Origin of the sequence: Protofrankia sp. CiP1_Cm_nod2, assembly GCF_920664355.1 — a bacterium.
GTDB lineage: Bacteria > Actinomycetota > Actinomycetes > Frankiales > Frankiaceae > Protofrankia.
On sequence record NZ_CAKKTL010000043.1, the window covers coordinates 6296 to 22667 of the forward strand.

At 69.8% G+C, this 16372-nt stretch carries 12 protein-coding genes and 1 pseudogene; 10 read left to right on the forward strand and 3 right to left on the reverse strand.

Translation table 11 applies throughout. The features are described 5' to 3' along the window. Nucleotides 1–151: 151 nt before the first annotated feature. Nucleotides 152–988, reverse strand: coding sequence for an undecaprenyl-diphosphate phosphatase (locus NBW84_RS07115; RefSeq protein WP_250282896.1), 837 nt, complete (start codon nucleotides 986–988; stop codon nucleotides 152–154). Between the two features lie 447 nt (nucleotides 989–1435). Between NBW84_RS07115 and NBW84_RS07120 the strand changes: the two genes are divergently transcribed. The 4 genes from NBW84_RS07120 to NBW84_RS07135 all read left to right on the forward strand — a co-directional run bounded on the left by NBW84_RS07120 (nucleotide 1436) and on the right by NBW84_RS07135 (nucleotide 6277). Then, nucleotides 1436–2125 (forward strand): response regulator transcription factor, encoded by a 690-nt coding sequence (locus tag NBW84_RS07120; RefSeq protein ID WP_250282897.1) that lies wholly within the window; start codon nucleotides 1436–1438, stop codon nucleotides 2123–2125. A gap of 9 nt (nucleotides 2126–2134) precedes the next feature. After that, nucleotides 2135–3598, forward strand: coding sequence for an ATP-binding protein (locus NBW84_RS07125; RefSeq protein ID WP_250282864.1), 1464 nt, complete (start codon nucleotides 2135–2137; stop codon nucleotides 3596–3598). Between the two features lie 2 nt (nucleotides 3599–3600). Next, the gene (locus NBW84_RS07130; protein WP_250282866.1) at nucleotides 3601–4485 is read left to right on the forward strand and encodes a COG4705 family protein; all 885 of its coding nucleotides are present in this window, start codon (nucleotides 3601–3603) and stop codon (nucleotides 4483–4485) included. A 334-nt stretch (nucleotides 4486–4819) separates the two neighbouring features. Next, a complete protein-coding gene (locus NBW84_RS07135; RefSeq protein ID WP_250282868.1) occupies nucleotides 4820–6277 on the forward strand; it encodes a N,N-dimethylformamidase beta subunit family domain-containing protein in 1458 nt (485 codons plus the stop codon). A 311-nt stretch (nucleotides 6278–6588) separates the two neighbouring features. Here NBW84_RS07135 and NBW84_RS07140 read toward each other — a convergent pair. After that, a pseudogene (locus NBW84_RS07140) lies at nucleotides 6589–6771 on the reverse strand (LysR family transcriptional regulator); the annotation flags it as partial. A gap of 121 nt (nucleotides 6772–6892) precedes the next feature. Here NBW84_RS07140 and NBW84_RS07145 point away from each other — a divergent pair. The 6 genes from NBW84_RS07145 to NBW84_RS07170 all read left to right on the forward strand — a co-directional run bounded on the left by NBW84_RS07145 (nucleotide 6893) and on the right by NBW84_RS07170 (nucleotide 14494). After that, nucleotides 6893–7258, forward strand: a complete 366-nt coding sequence (locus NBW84_RS07145) for a nuclear transport factor 2 family protein (RefSeq protein WP_250282869.1) — start codon at nucleotides 6893–6895, stop codon at nucleotides 7256–7258. A gap of 306 nt (nucleotides 7259–7564) precedes the next feature. After that, a complete protein-coding gene (locus NBW84_RS07150) occupies nucleotides 7565–8452 on the forward strand; it encodes an alpha/beta fold hydrolase (protein WP_250282871.1) in 888 nt (295 codons plus the stop codon). Nucleotides 8453–8873: 421 nt separating this feature from the next. Beyond that, complete coding sequence (locus tag NBW84_RS07155; protein ID WP_250282872.1) at nucleotides 8874–9215, forward strand: carboxymuconolactone decarboxylase family protein; 342 nt, start codon at nucleotides 8874–8876, stop codon at nucleotides 9213–9215. Between the two features lie 1519 nt (nucleotides 9216–10734). Continuing rightward, nucleotides 10735–11871: a sugar ABC transporter substrate-binding protein gene (locus NBW84_RS07160; protein ID WP_250282874.1), complete on the forward strand. Its 1137-nt coding sequence runs from the start codon at nucleotides 10735–10737 to the stop codon at nucleotides 11869–11871. Next, complete coding sequence (locus tag NBW84_RS07165; protein ID WP_250282877.1) at nucleotides 11868–13451, forward strand: sugar ABC transporter ATP-binding protein; 1584 nt, start codon at nucleotides 11868–11870, stop codon at nucleotides 13449–13451. Before NBW84_RS07160 ends, NBW84_RS07165 begins: the two co-directional genes overlap by 4 nt. After that, on the forward strand, nucleotides 13448–14494 hold the full coding sequence (locus NBW84_RS07170) for an ABC transporter permease (protein WP_250282879.1): 1047 nt from the start codon (nucleotides 13448–13450) through the stop codon (nucleotides 14492–14494). Before NBW84_RS07165 ends, NBW84_RS07170 begins: the two co-directional genes overlap by 4 nt. Before the next feature lie 327 nt (nucleotides 14495–14821). On the opposite strand, the gene NBW84_RS07175 is transcribed toward NBW84_RS07170, so the two are convergent. Continuing rightward, nucleotides 14822–15598 (reverse strand): FCD domain-containing protein, encoded by a 777-nt coding sequence (locus NBW84_RS07175; protein WP_250282881.1) that lies wholly within the window; start codon nucleotides 15596–15598, stop codon nucleotides 14822–14824. Between the last annotated feature and the right edge of the window lie 774 nt (nucleotides 15599–16372).

The window sequence follows — 16372 nt, forward strand, 5'->3', positions numbered from 1 at the left end:
TGCACTTCGGCTATCCGGGAACCGTCACCGCGTTTGCCCGCATCGTCACGAACCTGCGTACGGCAGGCCTGGTCCCGGTGTCAGTAAGCGATCTTCTCGTCTGATCCCGTGCGCCCGTGCGCCCGTGCGCCCGTGCGCCCGTGCGCCCGTGTCAGGCGTGCAGGGCTCCGGTGGCCAGCAGCACGAACAGCGCCACGCCGACGGCGACGCGGTAGGTGACGAACACGTTGAAGCTGTGCCCGGCGATGTATCTGAGCAGCCAGGCGATGGACGCGTAGGCGACGGCGAAGGACACCAGCGTGCCGACGGCGACGGACGGCACGGACACGCCGCCGCCGACGGCGTCCTTGAGCTCGTAGAGTCCGGCGCCGGTCAGCGCCGGGATGGACAGGAAGAACGACAGCCGGGTGGCCGCGACCCGGTCGAGGTCGCGGATCAGCCCGGTGGAGATGGTGGCGCCGGAACGGGAGAACCCGGGGAACAGCAGAGCGAGGATCTGCGACGATCCGACGACCATGGCGTCGGAGAGGGATATGTCGTCCTCGCCCCGTTTGTGACGTCCGAAGCCGTCGGCGAACCACATCAGCGCGCTGCCGGCGAGCAGCGAGCCGGCGACGACCCACAGTGACGCCAGTGGCCCGTCGATCAGCGGTTTGGCGGCGAGCCCCACGAGGACGACGGGGATGGTCGCGTAGATCACCCACCAGGTGAAGGTGTAGTCCGGGTTCTGCCGGGCTCGCGGGCTGGCCAGGCCGCGAGCCCAGGCGGTGGCGAAACGACGGATGTCGGCGAAGAAGTACACCAGGACGGCCGCGATCGCGCCGACCTGGATGATCGCGGTGAAGCCGACCACGGACGTGTCGTCGACGGGTATCCCCATCAGCCCTTCGGTGATCTTCAGATGTCCGGTCGAGGAGATCGGGAGGAACTCCGTGACTCCCTCGACGACACCGAGGACGGCGGCCTGCCCGACACTGATCACGCTCACGTGGTCGAAATCCTTGATGATCCAGGTGCGGCGGCATGCCCGCACGACCGAGTTGCTGGCGGTCACACGGTATGAGCTCCGCCTCGTCGCTCGTCACCTGGGCTGGTCCGCATGTGACGAGCGACAACGATAGGGCGTCGCGCATGTGAGGAGCATGTGAACGCGGGCCGCTCCGCCGCGAGGGTGGGCTGCGAGCGTGGGACGCGGGAGTGGGACGCGAGCATGGGACGCGAGCATGGGACGCGAGCATGGGACGCGAGCATGGGACGCGGGAATGGGACGCGGGAATGGGCCGCGGGAGTGAGCGCCGCGGGAGTGGGCATCGCCAGCTTGGCGATGCTCGGAGAGGGAAGCCGCTGGTCACCGGCCTCGGAGTTCGGTCCCGTGTTGGGCCGGCGACGTTCGGCTCACATCGTCTCCACATGGTGGGGCGCCTATCGTGCGGTCATGCGGGTGCTGGTGGTGGAGGACGAGACGCGGACCGCCGCGCTGCTGCGCCGGGGCCTCGTGGAGGAGGGGTTCGCCGTCGACGTCGTCTCGGACGGTGTCGACGCGGTGTGGCAGGCCTGCGAGGTGGCCTACGACGTGATCGTCCTGGATCTGATGCTGCCGGGGATCGACGGGTTCGAGGTGTGCCGGCGCCTGCGGGCGGCCGGCCGCTGGGCGCCGGTGCTGATGCTGACCGCCCGCGGCGAGGTCGCCGACCGGATTCGCGGCCTGAACATCGGCGCGGACGACTACCTGCCGAAACCGTTCAGTTTCGGGGAGCTGTTCGCCCGGTTGCGGGCGCTGATGCGGCGCGGGGCGGTGGCACGGCCGGCCGTCCTGGAGGTCGGCGGTCTGCGGCTGGATCCGGCCACGCGGACGGCGAGCCGGGACGAGGCGCCGCTGGATCTCTCACCGAAGGAGTTCGCGCTGCTGGAGTACCTGATGCGTCACCCGGGCGATGTCCTGACCCGGACCACGATCATGGAGCACGTGTGGGACTTCGCCTCTGACGCCACCTCCAACGTGGTCGACCAGTACGTCGCCTACCTGCGTCGCAAGATCGACAAGCCGTTCGGGGTGTCCCAGGTGGAGACGGTGCGCGGGGTCGGCTACCGGCTGCGGGCCGGCACCGGCCAACGGCCGGGCTGAGGCGTCGACATGCCCCTGCGGGTCCGGCTCGCGGCCGTGTTCGCGCTCGGGACGGTGTTCGTGCTCGCTGGCGTGGGGGTGCTGTTCTACCTACAGCTCCGCTCCAGTCTCCGGACCTCCCTGGACGCCGGGCTGGCCGCCCGCTCGGAAGGGCTGCGGGCGCGGCTGACCGGAGCCGACGTGCCGCTGGACGCGACGCTGGCCTCCGCCGGCCCGCTCGGCCAGCTGATCGGTGCCGATGGCCGGGTGCTCGCGGCGTCCCCACCGGCCGGGACACGGCCGCTGGTCGGCGGGGACGTCCTCGCGTCGGCCCGGTCCGGGCCGGTGCTGGTCACCGTGCGTGTCGGCGAGGAGAGTACACGGGTACGCGCCGAACCACTGACGCTCACCCCTGGCCGGCGGGTGGTGCTCCTGGTCGGCTCCCCGACGAGGATCATCGATGCCGCCGAGGACCGGGTCCGCAACGTGATGGTCCTCGCGAGCGTGCCGATGGTCGCGGTGTCCGCGCTCGCCGCGCGGCTCCTGTCCGGGGCGGCGTTGCGGCCGGTGGAACGGATGCGCCGCCAGGCCGCCGCGATGGGGGTCGCCGACACGGGCGGACGCCTCGAGGTCCCGCCGACCCGGGACGAGATCGCCGCGCTCGCCGACACCATGAACGACCTGCTGGACCGGCTGCACGCCGCACGCGCCCGGGACCGCGCCTTCGTCGCCGACGCGGGCCACGAGTTACGCACCCCCCTGACGATCCTGAAAGCCGAGCTGGAGCTCGCGTTACGGCCCGGACGGAGCATGGGCGAGCTCACCGAGGCGGTGTCCGGCGCGGCGGGCGAGACCGATCGCCTCATCCGGCTGGCCGAGGCGCTGCTCGCTCTCGCCCGCTTCGACACCGATCCCGGCCAGCTCGTCCACCGGGAGCGGGTCTGCGTGGCGGACCTGCTCCGCCACGCCGTCCGCGCGGCCACACCCGCGGCGCGCATGAAGGGAGCACGTCTGCGGCTCACGGTCGAAAGGCCGTTGCTGGCGGACGTGGACCCCGACCGGGTGCGCCAGGCCGTCGACAACCTGCTCGGTAACGCCGTCCGGCACGCGCCTCCCGAGACCGAGATCGAGGTCAGCGCCACGCTGTCACCAGAGGAGACCGTCACCGGGACCGGTCCGGCCGCTGTCCTGCTCCGGGTCCGTGACCACGGCCCGGGGTTTCCACCTGTCTTCCTGCCCCGCGCCTTCGACCGGTTCAGCCGTGCCGACGCCGCCCGGACGCGCGGCGAGGGCGGCGCTGGTCTCGGGCTCGCCATCGTCGCCGCGATCGCGGCGGCCCACGGCGGACGGGCCACCGCGGCCAACCACCCGGACGGCGGCGCGCTCGTCACCCTCGTCCTTGCCATCGATCGGCCCCTGGCCGGCTGGGACGAAACCTCGAGCGACGGACGTCCGACGCCCCCGTGTTCCGAGCTGTCAGACAGACAGGGATAACAATGGCAAAACCGGAAATCTTCACCGAAGTCGATGTCGCCGGTGGCGGCCGGCAGGTGATGAAGAAGCTACCGGAGATCACCCTGGCCTTCTGGGTCATGAAGATTGCCGCGACGACCCTCGGGGAGACCGCGGGTGACCTGTTCGCGCAGACCCTCGGGCTCGGGTACTTCCTGACGACGACAGTACTTTTTCTGATCTTCGTAATCACCCTTGTCGTGCAGCTCAGGTCCAGGCGTTACAATCCGTTCTTCTACTGGACGGTCATTCTTTCCACCAGTACGGCCGGCACCACGATGTCCGACTTCATGAACCGTGACGCCAGCACGAAGTACCTGGCCAAAGGGGCCAGTTCGCTGGGTTGGGGGCCGCAGGGCCTGGGGCTGGGATACCCCGTCGGCGCGGCGATCCTGGTCTCGTTGCTGGTCGCCATCTTCATAGTGTGGAAGATCACCGGACTGACGTTTTCAATTCGCGACATCGACACCTTCCGGGGAGAGGTCCTGTTCTGGTCGGCCATCCTTGTCTCGAACACTCTCGGGACCTCCATGGGAGACTTCCTGTCCGACAGTTCAGGGCTCGGTTATGCCGACAGCGTCCTGCTCATCGTCGGGCTGCTCGGTCTGCTGCTCGCCCTCAGACCTGCGTCCGCGGTATCGAACGTGACGCTGTTCTGGCTTGCCTTCGTGCTTACCCGCCCCCTCGGCGCCACCGCCGGTGACTTCCTCACCAAGCCGCTCGCCAAGGGCGGCCTCGACCTCGGGACTCCCGGGTCGTCGGCAGTCCTGCTCGCGGTCCTGTTCGGCCTCATGGCCCACGCCCACGTCCAGGAACGACGCAACGTCGTCGGATCCAGCTCCAGCACCGTCGTGGCGAATGTCCCCTGACGGCTGGACCCGCCATCACGGGTGGCCGACGACGGGTCCTGGACAGGACGGCCTCCGGCAGGGCGGCCCTCGGCCCGCTGGGCAGGTTCCGGGCGACAGCCACGAAAGCCGGCGTGACACTGGCGAGGTGACGTTGACACGGAGGGCCGGCACACCAGCTCGTCCGGTTTCCTGCCGTGGGCCGGCGGGGTGGCCGAGGCGACCGGCATCCATCCCGGTCGCGCTGACGGCAGCGCTCGTTTACGTCGTCTTTCTCGGCGGGTGCGGCAGTGGCGCACCCGCCGCGGGCGGCCGGCGGGCGCCGGGCCGTGCCGCGAGTACCGCCGCCGGCCCAGTGGGTGGACCGCTGTCGGCGGCGGGCCCGGCCGCTGGCGGGCTCGACGTCCACGCCGAGAACGCCAGGCCCGGCAGCGACTGCGGTCTTGCCCGGCTCGGCTACAACCACGCGGTGGAGGGCTGGCTCGACCGCGCCAGCGTCCGGCCCGGGGACGGCGTCCGCCTGTTCGCCTCCACGACCGCCGCCTCGTTCAGGGCCTCGGTGTTCCGGATCGGCTGGTACGGCGGCCGGACCTGCCGTCTGGTGGCCGAGGCCGGGCCTTTCCCCGGCCGGGTGCAGGCTGCCGCCTCCCGTGACCCGAAGACCAACACGGTCACCACCTCCTGGCAGCCGACCACCACGTTCGACACGGGCGGCTGGCCGCCCGGCGCCTATCTGATCCGGCTGGACGACGCCGACGGGTTCCAGACGTATGTTCCGTTGACGGTCCGCAGCCCGACGACCGCCGGGCGGCTGGTGATGCTGAGCGCGGTCACCACCTGGCAGGCGTACAACGCCTGGGGCGGCTACAGCCTCTATCACGGCCCGAAGGGCTTTGACGACCGGGCCCGGGTCGTCTCGTTCGACCGGCCGTACGACTACGGTGACGGCGCGGCGGACTTCACCGGCAACGAGGCCCCCGTCATCATTCTCGCGGAAAAGCTCGGCCTGCCCGTCGCGTATGCCACCGACATCGACCTGCATGCCGATCCGCGGCTGTTGGACGGCGCGCACGCGGTCATCTCCATGGGGCACGACGAGTACTACTCGCCCGCGATGCGGGACGCGTTGACACGGGCCCGCGACCGCGGGGTGAACCTCGCCTTTCTGGGGGCGAACGCGGTGTATCGCCGTATCCGGCTCGGGCCGACCGCTACCGGGCCCGACCGGCTGGAGACCGCCTACAAGGTCGCCACCGAGGATCCGCTCTACGGTGTGAACGACCCCGCCGTGACCGCGAACTGGCCCGCCCCACCGGCGGCCGCTCCGGAGAGCGCGCTCACCGGCGGTATGTACCAGTGCAATCCGGTGCACGCAGACCTGGTCGTCCAGAATCCCGCGCACTGGTTGTTCGCCGGCACGGGGGTGACCGCCGGTACCCGGATACCGGGAATGGTCGGGTCCGAGTACGACCGGGTCGACTTTTCATATCCGACACCATCGCGGATCGAGGTGCTCGCTCATTCCCCGGTCGTCTGCCACGGCCGGCCCGACCACGCCGACATCAGCTACTACACGGCCGACTCGGGCGCGGGGGTGTTCGACTCGGGGACCAGCGCGTGGGTGTGCGCGGTGACCGACGTGTGCGGCCCCGGGGCGACCGGCCCGGCGGTGCGGGACTTCGCGACCACCGTCACAACCACGTTGTTGACGACGTTCGCGCAGGGCCCGGCCGGGCGGTTGCACCCGGGCGGACGTTCCGTGCCGGCTGACGACGCCGGCTCGCCCGGCCCGCACACGGGCAACGAGCGTTAGGCCCGGCCCGCACACGGGCAACGAGCGTCAGGGGCCTGTCTGACGGGTGTTGGTCGATACGGGCGGTGATACCGGCGTCGGCGGGGAGCGCGCCGAACTGTCCGGCCGGTCAGGGTGGTGTCAGGAGGTATCCGACGAGGGCGCGTTTGATCTCGTTGGAGGCCTCGGGCCGGGCGGACGCCGGGGCTTCGGCCAGGCGGCCACCGACACTGGCCGGCTGGACATCGTGGTCAACAACGCCGGCCTGGCGGCGGGCTTCGGAACTGGCTTCATGATCTTCCAGAAACGGTCGGCTCGCCGACGGGCTGGGCTCCGGCGGTGGTCACCGTGCACCGCCGGCCGGACCTGTCGAGGAGAACGGCTCCGAGCTCGTGTTCGAGCTGTCGGATCTGGGCGCTGACTCCGGATTGGCTGATGTACACCCGCTCGGCCGCCCGGGTGAAGTTCGCCTCCTCGGCGACCGCGACGAAGTACTCCAGCTGCCCGAGTTGCATATCCGGAGATGCCAGCTCCGAGCAGTAACAGATGTTGGACTGCTGGCGCTGGTTCGTGTTCACTGAAAGTGAGCACTTCCGATCTCGCATTGATCCGCACTCGCATCGAAGGGAACCGCTTATGTCCGCCAAAGAGAAGGCGCAGAAGCCGGAAGACCTTACGCGTCTTTTTGTGGAGCGCGCCAACGAAGGGGACGCCGCGGGCATTGCGGCTCTCTACGAGGAGAATGCGGTCATGGCCTACCCGCCCGGCAGCCGGACGGTCGGCCGAGCCGCCATCCAGGACCTGTGGGAGAAGATCCTGGTCAACGTGCCCCGCTTCGAGCTGGAGCCGCCGCTGCCGACCCTCATAACTGGCGACATCGCGCTCACATCCACCCTGGCCAGGGACGGCGCGGGCGCCCGCGCCCAGGTGGCCCGCAGGCAGCCCGACGGCAGCTGGCTCCGTCTGCTCGACCAGCCCGAGTTCGTCACACCGGCTCCATAGCGCGGAAGAACATGTTCGTTGCGGGCGGCTCACCGTCGGAGCCGGGCTCGGCCCGCCGTCGCGTCACCGCGAGTTGTGTCGCGGGGTTTCTGTCAGGCCGGCCCGTATCCGCTGGGCCGGCGCCCGGGCGGCCGGCTTGACCGTTCCCGCTTCCCCCGCGGGCCGCGCTGGGCCTGGAAGAGCCCACCGGCCGACAAACGGGGCGTTGGGAAACTGGTTGTCGTTACCGCGGCGAGATGAGTTACTGGTGCTGGTTTCCGACCGGGTGAGGTACGTGTCGGTGAAACATGCGGTGACGGAAGGACGATGGTGAGCGACGATCGTGACGAGTTCGCCTTCCTCGCCGAGGACGCGGCGGAGGTAGGCGCCCCGGCCGGCCTGCCAGCGGTACGCCGGGTTGGCGCCACGACCGCGGCCGGTGCGGTCAGCGCGCTGCTCTGGGGTGACGCTCCGGACCTCACGCTGCTGCACGGCGGCGGCCTGAACGCCCACACCTGGGATGCGACGCTCCTGGCGCTCGGCCGGCCGGCCCTCGCGGTGGACCTGCCGGGCCATGGCGACTCGGCATGGCGCGACGACTTCGACTATGCCCCGCGTCCGAACGCGCGGGCCGTGGCCGCCGTCCTCGACGCCGTCGCGCCGGGGGCACGGCAGACCGTTGTCGGCCAGTCGCTGGGAGGCGTCACCGCGATCGCCCTGGCCGAGTCGCGTCCGGATCTGGTCGAACGCCTGGTCATCGTGGATGTCAGTCCTGGTCTGCGCGCCGAGGACGCCACCCAGGTGAGGGACTTCCTCGCCGGGCCGCAGGTGTTCGGCTCCCGCGAGGAGATCGTGGAGAAGGCCCTCGCCGCCGGGATCGGGTTCTCGCGGCGGGCGCTCGCCAGAGGCGTCGTGCTCAACACCCGGGTGCGTGACGACGGCACGGTCGTGTTCAAGCACCACCTCGCCAGCCCTCCTCCCGACGCGCGGCTGAACGTCGACTTCCGCGACCTGTGGCCGGCGCTGGAGGCCACAGCCGTCCCGGTGCTCCTGGTCCACGGCACGCACGGGTTCCTCACACCGGAGACGGTCGGCGAGTTCCGCTCCCGCGTCCCACGGGCCGAGATCGTCGAGATCGAGGCGGGCCACAACATCCAGGAGCATCAGCCGGCCGCGCTCGCCGCCGCGCTCTCCGGCTTCCTGGCCGAGTCATGAGCGCCGGCCTCCGCCAGGCCACGGAGTGGATCAGGCTCGTCCCGGCGGGCCGTCGCGCCCGCGCTGCCCGAGCCGACGCTGACCAGACCAGCCCAGCCCAGCCCAGCCCAGCCCTGGCGGAGTGACAGGCGAGATCTGACGCGGGGCACGGGCCGCTGCCGGCGGCAGGTGGTGCACCTGATGCGGCCCGACACGGACCTGCCGGCCCGCCCGGCCGCATGCCCTCGGTGTTCCGCTGCCCTGGCAGGGATGATTCCGTAGCCGGGCCGTCCCGAGCCGGGAATGTATGTCGTTTCCGTGTCATCCGGTAAAAATGATGATTTTGCCGGTTCGGGTCGCCGTGTTTTACGGGTCGCTCGCGGGGTAGGGACGTCTGGGTATTGATGTCATTGAGGCGCTAATAATCCAGAGGGAGCGACAAATGGCGACGCAGGCCCCTGAGCGGACCCTCGGCGCGATCGCGAAAGGCGATTCCCCGGTGCTTGAAGAGCTCGTTCAGATGCATCTGGACACTTTGGAGAGGTCCGGCCTCGACGAACGTACCTACCACCTTGTCCGGCTGGCCGCGCTCATCGCCATGGACTCGGCGCCCGTCTCCTATCTGATGAACCTCGCCGTTGCCCGGGACGCCGGGCTGACCGCCGCCGACGCCCAGGGTGTGTGCACCGCCATCGCGCCGATCGTCGGGAGCGCCAGGGTCGTGTCGGCGGCTGGCAGCGTGCTGCGCGCGTTGGGATTCGAGGAGGCTCTTCCGGCGAACTGAGGGGACTGAGGGCTGTCCCGTCAGTCGGCTACGGCCCCCGATGCCGGCGGCGGATCTCCCTGATGGCTAGCGGTCCCGAACGACGCAACATGCGAACGACGCAACATGTAGGTGGCTTTCGTCGCCACAGCAGCGGTTTCCACCTACGGCCGACGGGTATCGACCGCGGCCGTAGGTGGTTTCCGTCGTTATGGCAGCGGTTTTTTCCCTGCGGTGGGGCGGTCTGCGCGTTCAGTCAGGCCCCTGGCGCGGGGGGTGGCTGGTGAGGCGGGAGGCCGCCCCGCCCGGAGTCCGTCGCGGCCGCTCCGGGGCAGCGTGGCCGAGCCTCCGCCGGGCGGGTGAGCGGGGCGCCCGCCTGTCCGGGACGGTCCCGGGTTCGGGACGGTCCCGGGGTGGCGGCCGTGCCGGTCGTGGGTTGTGGGGGCGGCCGTCGGTGTCAGGAAGCCGTCGGCGTGGAGAGTAACCGGCACTGGAGAGCAGTCCGCGCTGAGGGGCGGCTGGTTTCGGAGAGTAGTCGGGGCTGGCGAGCTGTTGGTATCAAAAAGTAGCGAGAGAATCGGGTTTCGTCGTCGATGGCCTGGTGGGGCGAGTCGTCAGATGGCTTTGAGTAATTTTATGGGTGCGCTGTGTCGAGTATTCCCTCGGCGTGCGCCCGGCTGGTCGATGATCGTTGATCGCCCGTAAATACCCCTTGCATTGTGTATGCATTATGCCTAGTCTTCCGGACGTAACGAAGGTCACACATCGGGTCTGACCTGTACATCGGCTGCCAGCCGGCACCAGAACGTGGAGAAGCGGTTGTCACCCGATCGTGTTGTCGGACTCGCCACGGCCAGGTCGGCGCATGCCGACGGCCGTGGTCCTGGCGTCATCGATGGCTCGCCCATCGCGCCGCGGTGCCCCTGGGGGGAGGAGGTGCCTGATGTGCTGGATGGCCGATGCGCAAGCAGTGCCCGTCCACACGCTGCTGGACTCGACGGATCCCGACCCGGTCCCGGTCTGGTCGGATGCGTGGCGTCGCCCTTGCCGTGCTGTCCGTCCCCGGCTTTGAGCCGGTACGTGACAGGACGCGGTCACGGTGGGGCACGATCACGCCCGGCGACGGGACGGCCGTGGTCGCGAGGCCCGGGCCGGCGGCCGCGGACCGTCCGCCACAGCGAACCGCATGCGTGACCGGCGTTCTCACCGCGGCCGTCCGCGGGTGACCACCCGCTTCCGGCGGGCAGGACGCGAAATCCCGAACATCGACTGATCACCGGCCGTACGTCCAGCCGTGCGTCCGGGCGGCCCGGTTATTCACCGACAGCTCGCTACAGAGCCGTGGCGATCTGTATGTCATAGCGATCCGTGCCGTTATCGAACCGTGCCGTAGTGAGATACCGGCACTCATCCGAAGACGACGCCGGGGGCCTGTCGCCGGCGTCGTCGACCACCAGAAAGGTGAGCCGCAGAAATGCCGACGACTCATAGCGTGAGTATTGGAGAACCCACCGGCAGATCCCGCTGGTCCGCCGGCCGTATGCGTTTACGTGTCCTGCTGGTCGCCTGCGTCGCGCTGGCCACGGCTGCCACCGCCTGCGGCAGCTCGTCCTCGGACGAGAACCCCGCACCGTCCGGCGGTTCCTCGTCGGTGGCCGCGGGCGGCGAGGTCGAGAGGGCCAACGCCTTCATCAAGCCCTACCTCACGCCGCCGACGAAGATCTCCATCACCGCGCCGCTGAACTCCACGCCGGAGCCGGGCAAGACCCTGGTGTACCTGCAGTGCGAGCAGCCGCAGTGTCAGGTGGTGGGTAGCGGCGTGCAGGCCGCCGCGGAGGCCGCGGGCTGGCAGTTCAGGAGCATCCCCTTCCAGTCGACGAACCCGTCCACGCTGACCGCCGGCCTCACGCAGGCGCTGCGCTACAACCCCGTCGCCGTGTCCATCGTTGCCGCGCCGTACGCCCTCTGGTCGGGAAGCGTCCCGCAGTACCAGCAGGCCGGTGTCCCGATCATTCCGGTGTTCGTCGGGCCGGCGGAAATCAGCTCGACGGTCATTGCCAATGTCGCGAACTCTGACTACGCGGCTCTGCAGGGCCAGCTCCTGTCGGCCTGGCTCATCGCGGATTCGGGCGCCAAGGGGAAGGTGCTGTCGGTGAGCATCCCCGACTATCCGTACCTCGGGGCGGTGTCGACCGGTTTCGAGGCGGCCATCGCCAAGGACTGCCCCGGATGTGAAGTGACCAAGATCAAGGTTGGTATTCCGGACGTGGGCAACGGTGCGATCAACAGCACCATCGTCTCGGCGCTGCGCAAGGATCCTGCCATCAAGTACGTCGTCGTCTCGAACTCGGCGTTCGTGCAGCCGCTGCCCGCCGCGCTGAGCGCCGCCGGCCTGAGCGGCAAGGTCAAGATCGCGGGCTGCTGTGGCTCCAGGGCACAGGAGGAAGGACTGAAGACCGGGCAGTTCGCGGCGGTCACCGGTACCGGCGGCCGCTACGCCGGCTGGCTCGTCGTCGACGCGGCGATCCGTCACGCCCAGGGCCTGCCGATCCCCGAGAACGAAGGACTCTCCTCGGTCGGGCTGCTGACAAAGGACAGCCTGGTCGAGCCGAGCGACAGCTATGACCAGCCGACGGACTACGCGGACCAGTTCAAGGCCCTGTGGAAGCTTCGGTGAGTGCTCGGCCTGAGTCCGTCGCGGATCGCGAGCCGTCTGCGCTCGCGGTCCGCGGCGTCTCCAAGACGTTCTTCGGCAATCCGGCCCTGTCCGGCGTCGACATCGACGTGGCCGCCGGCGAGGTCCACGCGCTGCTGGGCGAGAACGGTTCGGGCAAGTCCACGATCATCAAGATCCTGGCGGGGTACCACCGGCCCGATCCGGGCGGTGAGGTCCTCGTTGCCGGCCGTGCCCTGGAGCCGGGCTCACCGGACTCCGCGTACGCCCTCGGCTGCCGGTTCGTCCACCAGGACCTGGGCCTGATCGACTCCCGTTCGATCGCCGACAACCTCGCGCTGGTCGCCGGGTTCCCGCTGAAGTGGGGCACCGTCCGGGACGGGGAGCTGCGGCGTACAGCGCGCCGGGACCTCGCCCGCGTCGGGCTGGATCTCGACCCGGATCTCCTGGTCGGGACGCTCTCGCCCGCCGAGCGCACGGGTGTCGCGGTGGCCCGCGCGCTCCGGGAGGACGCGTCCGCGCCGCCGGTGTCGCTGCTGGTGCTCGACGAGCCCACCGCCACTCTGCCCGACGCGGAGGTGCAGCATCTGCTGGCGATGGTGCGCACGGTGGCGAACCGCGGAGTCGGGGTTCTCTACGTGACGCACCGGCTGGAAGAGGTCTTCCAGGTGGCCACGACGATCACCGTGCTCCGCGACGGCCACCGGGTGGCCCGGGTCCCGGTCGCCTCGGTGAGCCGGGCGGAGCTGATCTCCCTGCTCGTCGGCACGGAGTTCGAGGACGTCCACCGGGTGTCGGCCGAACTGCCGGTGGAGCACGACGAGCCGCTGCTGGTCGCCGACGCGGTCTCGGCCGGCCCGATCGACCGGATCTCGCTGGAGATACGGGCGGGTGACGTCGTCGGGGTCGCCGGGATCACCGGCTCCGGACGGGAGAGCCTGCTGTCGGTCCTGTTCGGGGCCCATCCCAGACAGGCCGGCACGGTCCGCGTCGGGCAGACGGCCCTGCCGCCGTCACGGCCTGATCTGGCGATGAGGGCCGGCGTCGCGTTCCTCCCCCCGGACCGCAAGACACAGGGCGGCTTCCTCGACCTGGGCGTGCGGGAGAACATGACGATCAGTGACCTCGCGCCGTTCTGGCGTCGCCTGCGGCTGTCGCGGCGCCAGGAGAAGAGCGAGGTGACGGGCTGGATCGAGCGTCTGAGCGTCAGGCCGGCGGCGGCCGAGGCGCCGTTGTCCTCCCTCAGCGGCGGCAACCAGCAGAAGGTCCTGTTCGCGAAGTGGCTACGCCGTACGCCGAAGGTGTTCCTGCTGGACGAGCCGACGCAGGGCGTGGACATCGGCGCCAAGGCCGACCTGCACCTGGAGATCCTGGAGGCCGCGAGAGCCGGCGCCGGCGTCGTCGTCAGCTCGTCGGACACCGACGAGCTCGCGGCGTTGTGCCACCGGGTGCTGGTCCTGCGCGAAGGGCGGATCGCGGCCTCCCTGGCCGGCAGCGCCGTCACGGCGGCGGCAATTTCACACGCGTGCCTCGGCGCAGACCTCGGGGCGGGCCTCGGAGCGAACGATGGGGGGATTTCATGAGCGCGACAGACAGGCGCAGGTTCAGCTTCGGTCTGCAGAACTACAGCGGGCTCTACCTGTGGGCGACGTTCATCATCGTGTTCGGGATCTGGAAACCGGACCTCTTCCTGACCAGTGCCACGTTGCACTCGGTGGCCGCCGCTCAGGCGGTGTCGGCGATGCTGGCCCTCGGCCTGCTCATCCCGCTCACCGCCGGCGTGTACGACCTGTCGATCGGCGCGGTGACCAACCTGTCGACGGTGCTCGTGGTCGACCTGCAGACCGTGCACCACGTGGGCATGGGCCCGGCGATTCTCGTGGCGGTCGTCACGTCGGCCGCGATCGGGACGCTGTCCGGGTTCATCGTCGTCAAACTGAAGGTCAACTCCTTCGTCACCACGCTCGGCATGGCGACCGTCGTCGCCGCCGTTCAGACGATCATTTCGGGAGGAACCCAGCCGTTCCCGCCGGTCAGTTCGGCGTGGACCGGTTTCACCCAGCACACCGTGCTCGGTTTCCAGATCATCGTCCTCTACATGCTCGTGCTCGCGTTCATCGTCTGGTGGCTGCTCGACCACACGCCGGTGGGCCGCTACCTGTACGCCATCGGGGGCAGTTCGGAAGCCGCGCGGCTGACCGGGATCAGCGTGGGCCGCTGGACGTGGCTGTCGCTGATAGCGTCCTCCACCATCGCCGGGGCCGCCGGGATCTTCTATGCGTCCCTGTCCGGGCCGTCCCTGACCTTCGGCCAGGCGCTGCTGCTGCCGGCGTTCGCCGCGGTCTTCCTCGGCTCGACGCAGCTGCGGCCCGGCCGGTTCAACGTCTGGGGCACGCTGCTGGCCGTCTACGTGCTCGCCACCGGCGTGCAGGGCCTGCAGTTCGTCACCGGGGTCCAGTGGCTCAACGACATGTTCAACGGTGTCGCTCTGCTCGCCGCGGTGTCCTTCGCCGTCTGGCGGCAGGGGACGAAGGGCCGGCGCCGTGAGCGGGCGGCAGCCGCCGACGACACACCGGCCGAACAGCCCGCCGAGGCTGCGGACGTCAGACAGCCGGTCAGGTCCTGACGCTCAGGCGCCGCAACGGCCAGGCGGTCGTGGGGGCGGCCAGATGCCATGGCCGCCTGGTGCCGGGGCCGCCTGGTGCCGGGGCCGCCGGGCGGTTGTGACGGGCGGAACCTGTGACGATCAGCAGTCGTGACGGTCGAAGGCCGCGCGATGACGAACATCGTCGCGCGGCCGGCGGCTCTGGTGGCCCCCGGCGCGGTGCGGGGCGCGTCAGGTGAGGTATCACCGGCCGGACCGGGAACAAAACCGTGATGAATGCCCGGTCCCCGCGCCGTCAGCCGGACCCGGTGCCCGCCGCGAGCAACGGGCAATGGCGTTGCCCAGTCATCATCCGGTCAGCTCGGCCACTGGGGCGCGCGTGCCGGCGGAGGAGATTTTTCTGATATTCGGGGACGGGTGCGGATCGTCAGTTCGAATCAGGTCGTCGTTGTGGAGTTTCATCGCCCTGTCGAACGCGAAGCGATTACGGGTGCGGATCGCCTCGATGATGTCGGAGTGCACGTTCAGGCTGTGCCGGAGCATCGGTTCGTGGCCGTCGACGAACGTCGCCCGGCTCAGCGTCGCCTCGAGCAGGGCAACCACGCTCTGGTGCATGCCGTCCAGCACCGGGATCCGCGCGGCGGTGACCAGCGCGCGGTGCATGCTCATGGCGCCCTCGACGTAGCCGCGCGCGTCCCGGGCCGAGGCCATGTGGTCATAGGCGTCCTGGATCGCGTCGACGTCACCGGCGGTCGCGCGGTCGAAGGCGACGGCGGCCAGGCCGGCCTCGAGGTGCATCCGGGCCTCGAACAGCTGGAGGGGATGGGTACCGGAGTCGTGGAACCACAGGTCCATCGCTCCCAGCCGGACCTGTGGGGGCAGGCTGGCGACGAAGATGCCGCCGCCGGTGCCCGGGCGTACGCCCACCAGGCCCCGGTTGCGCAGGATCCGCAGGGTCTCGTTCATGACTGTCGGACTGATGCCGAACCGTTCCATGAACTCGACGCGCCGACCGAGGTGCGCGCCGATCGGCAGCCGCGTCTCGAGGATCTCGCCCTCGATGTCAGCGGCTACCTGCTCGGCGCGCGATTTGCGAGCAACCGAACCGGGTCGTCGTCTGGCCACGGGAACCTCTCCTCGGAGGTGGCGATGTGCCGTTCGAGTAGGACGATGTAAAGGCCAGAATTATATACATGATATCCGATGTCGGGGAAGGTTGCGCGCGTCCACGGAGCGGGAATGAAGTGCCGTATCTGATGTGTGAACCGTTCCGTCCGCGTTGGGCGGGCCCGCTGGTGGGCCACGGGCATTCCGCCGGGAGACCGGGCCGCGATCGTGGCGGGGCGTTCGCGTCCCGCGCATGATTCCCGTGGCATCCTCACGGCTGGTCGCTTCCCGGCCACGGTCACGCGTGGGCCCGCCCCCTGCGCCCGACCGGGCTGGCCGCACCGTGAACCGCTCCGCCCGCTCCGTCTGTCCCGTCCCCTCCGTCTGTCCCCTCCGTCTGTCCCGTCCGCTCCGTCTGTCCTGTCCGCCGCGTCCGTGCCGTCGGCCGGCGTCCGTGGGGACGTCTGCCGGGAGATTCATCGGGACGGCCGCCGGGGTGGCCGCGGAACATCTGTCCGGAATGTCCGCAGGACGTTCGAGATGTCCGACGGACAGCTGGCGGACAGACCGTCGTTGCGCGACGAAAAGCCTTTTAGGATGATCATCCAACGGTGGGACGCAGTGCGGTCACGATCGGCGGTAATGATCATGATGAATGTGTACCTTCTCGACGGTTTCCGGCTCGTCCGGAAGGACGTGGTGGTCAACCTCCCGGTGAGCGCGCGGCACTGCGGGAACCGGAAGCGGCACTGCGGGAACCGGAAGACGCCGGCCCGGCCGACGGCGGACGGG

Coding starts and splice junctions, on each gene's coding strand:
- NBW84_RS07155 (WP_250282872.1), top strand. CDS start 8,874: ATGGCGACGCAGGCCCCTGAGCGGACCCTCGGCGCGATCGCGAAAGGC.
- NBW84_RS07160 (WP_250282874.1), top strand. CDS start 10,735: ATGCGTTTACGTGTCCTGCTGGTCGCCTGCGTCGCGCTGGCCACGGCT.
- NBW84_RS07120 (WP_250282897.1), top strand. CDS start 1,436: ATGCGGGTGCTGGTGGTGGAGGACGAGACGCGGACCGCCGCGCTGCTG.
- NBW84_RS07125 (WP_250282864.1), top strand. CDS start 2,135: ATGCCCCTGCGGGTCCGGCTCGCGGCCGTGTTCGCGCTCGGGACGGTG.
- NBW84_RS07150 (WP_250282871.1), top strand. CDS start 7,565: ATGGTGAGCGACGATCGTGACGAGTTCGCCTTCCTCGCCGAGGACGCG.
- NBW84_RS07145 (WP_250282869.1), top strand. CDS start 6,893: ATGTCCGCCAAAGAGAAGGCGCAGAAGCCGGAAGACCTTACGCGTCTT.
- NBW84_RS07170 (WP_250282879.1), top strand. CDS start 13,448: ATGAGCGCGACAGACAGGCGCAGGTTCAGCTTCGGTCTGCAGAACTAC.
- NBW84_RS07130 (WP_250282866.1), top strand. CDS start 3,601: ATGGCAAAACCGGAAATCTTCACCGAAGTCGATGTCGCCGGTGGCGGC.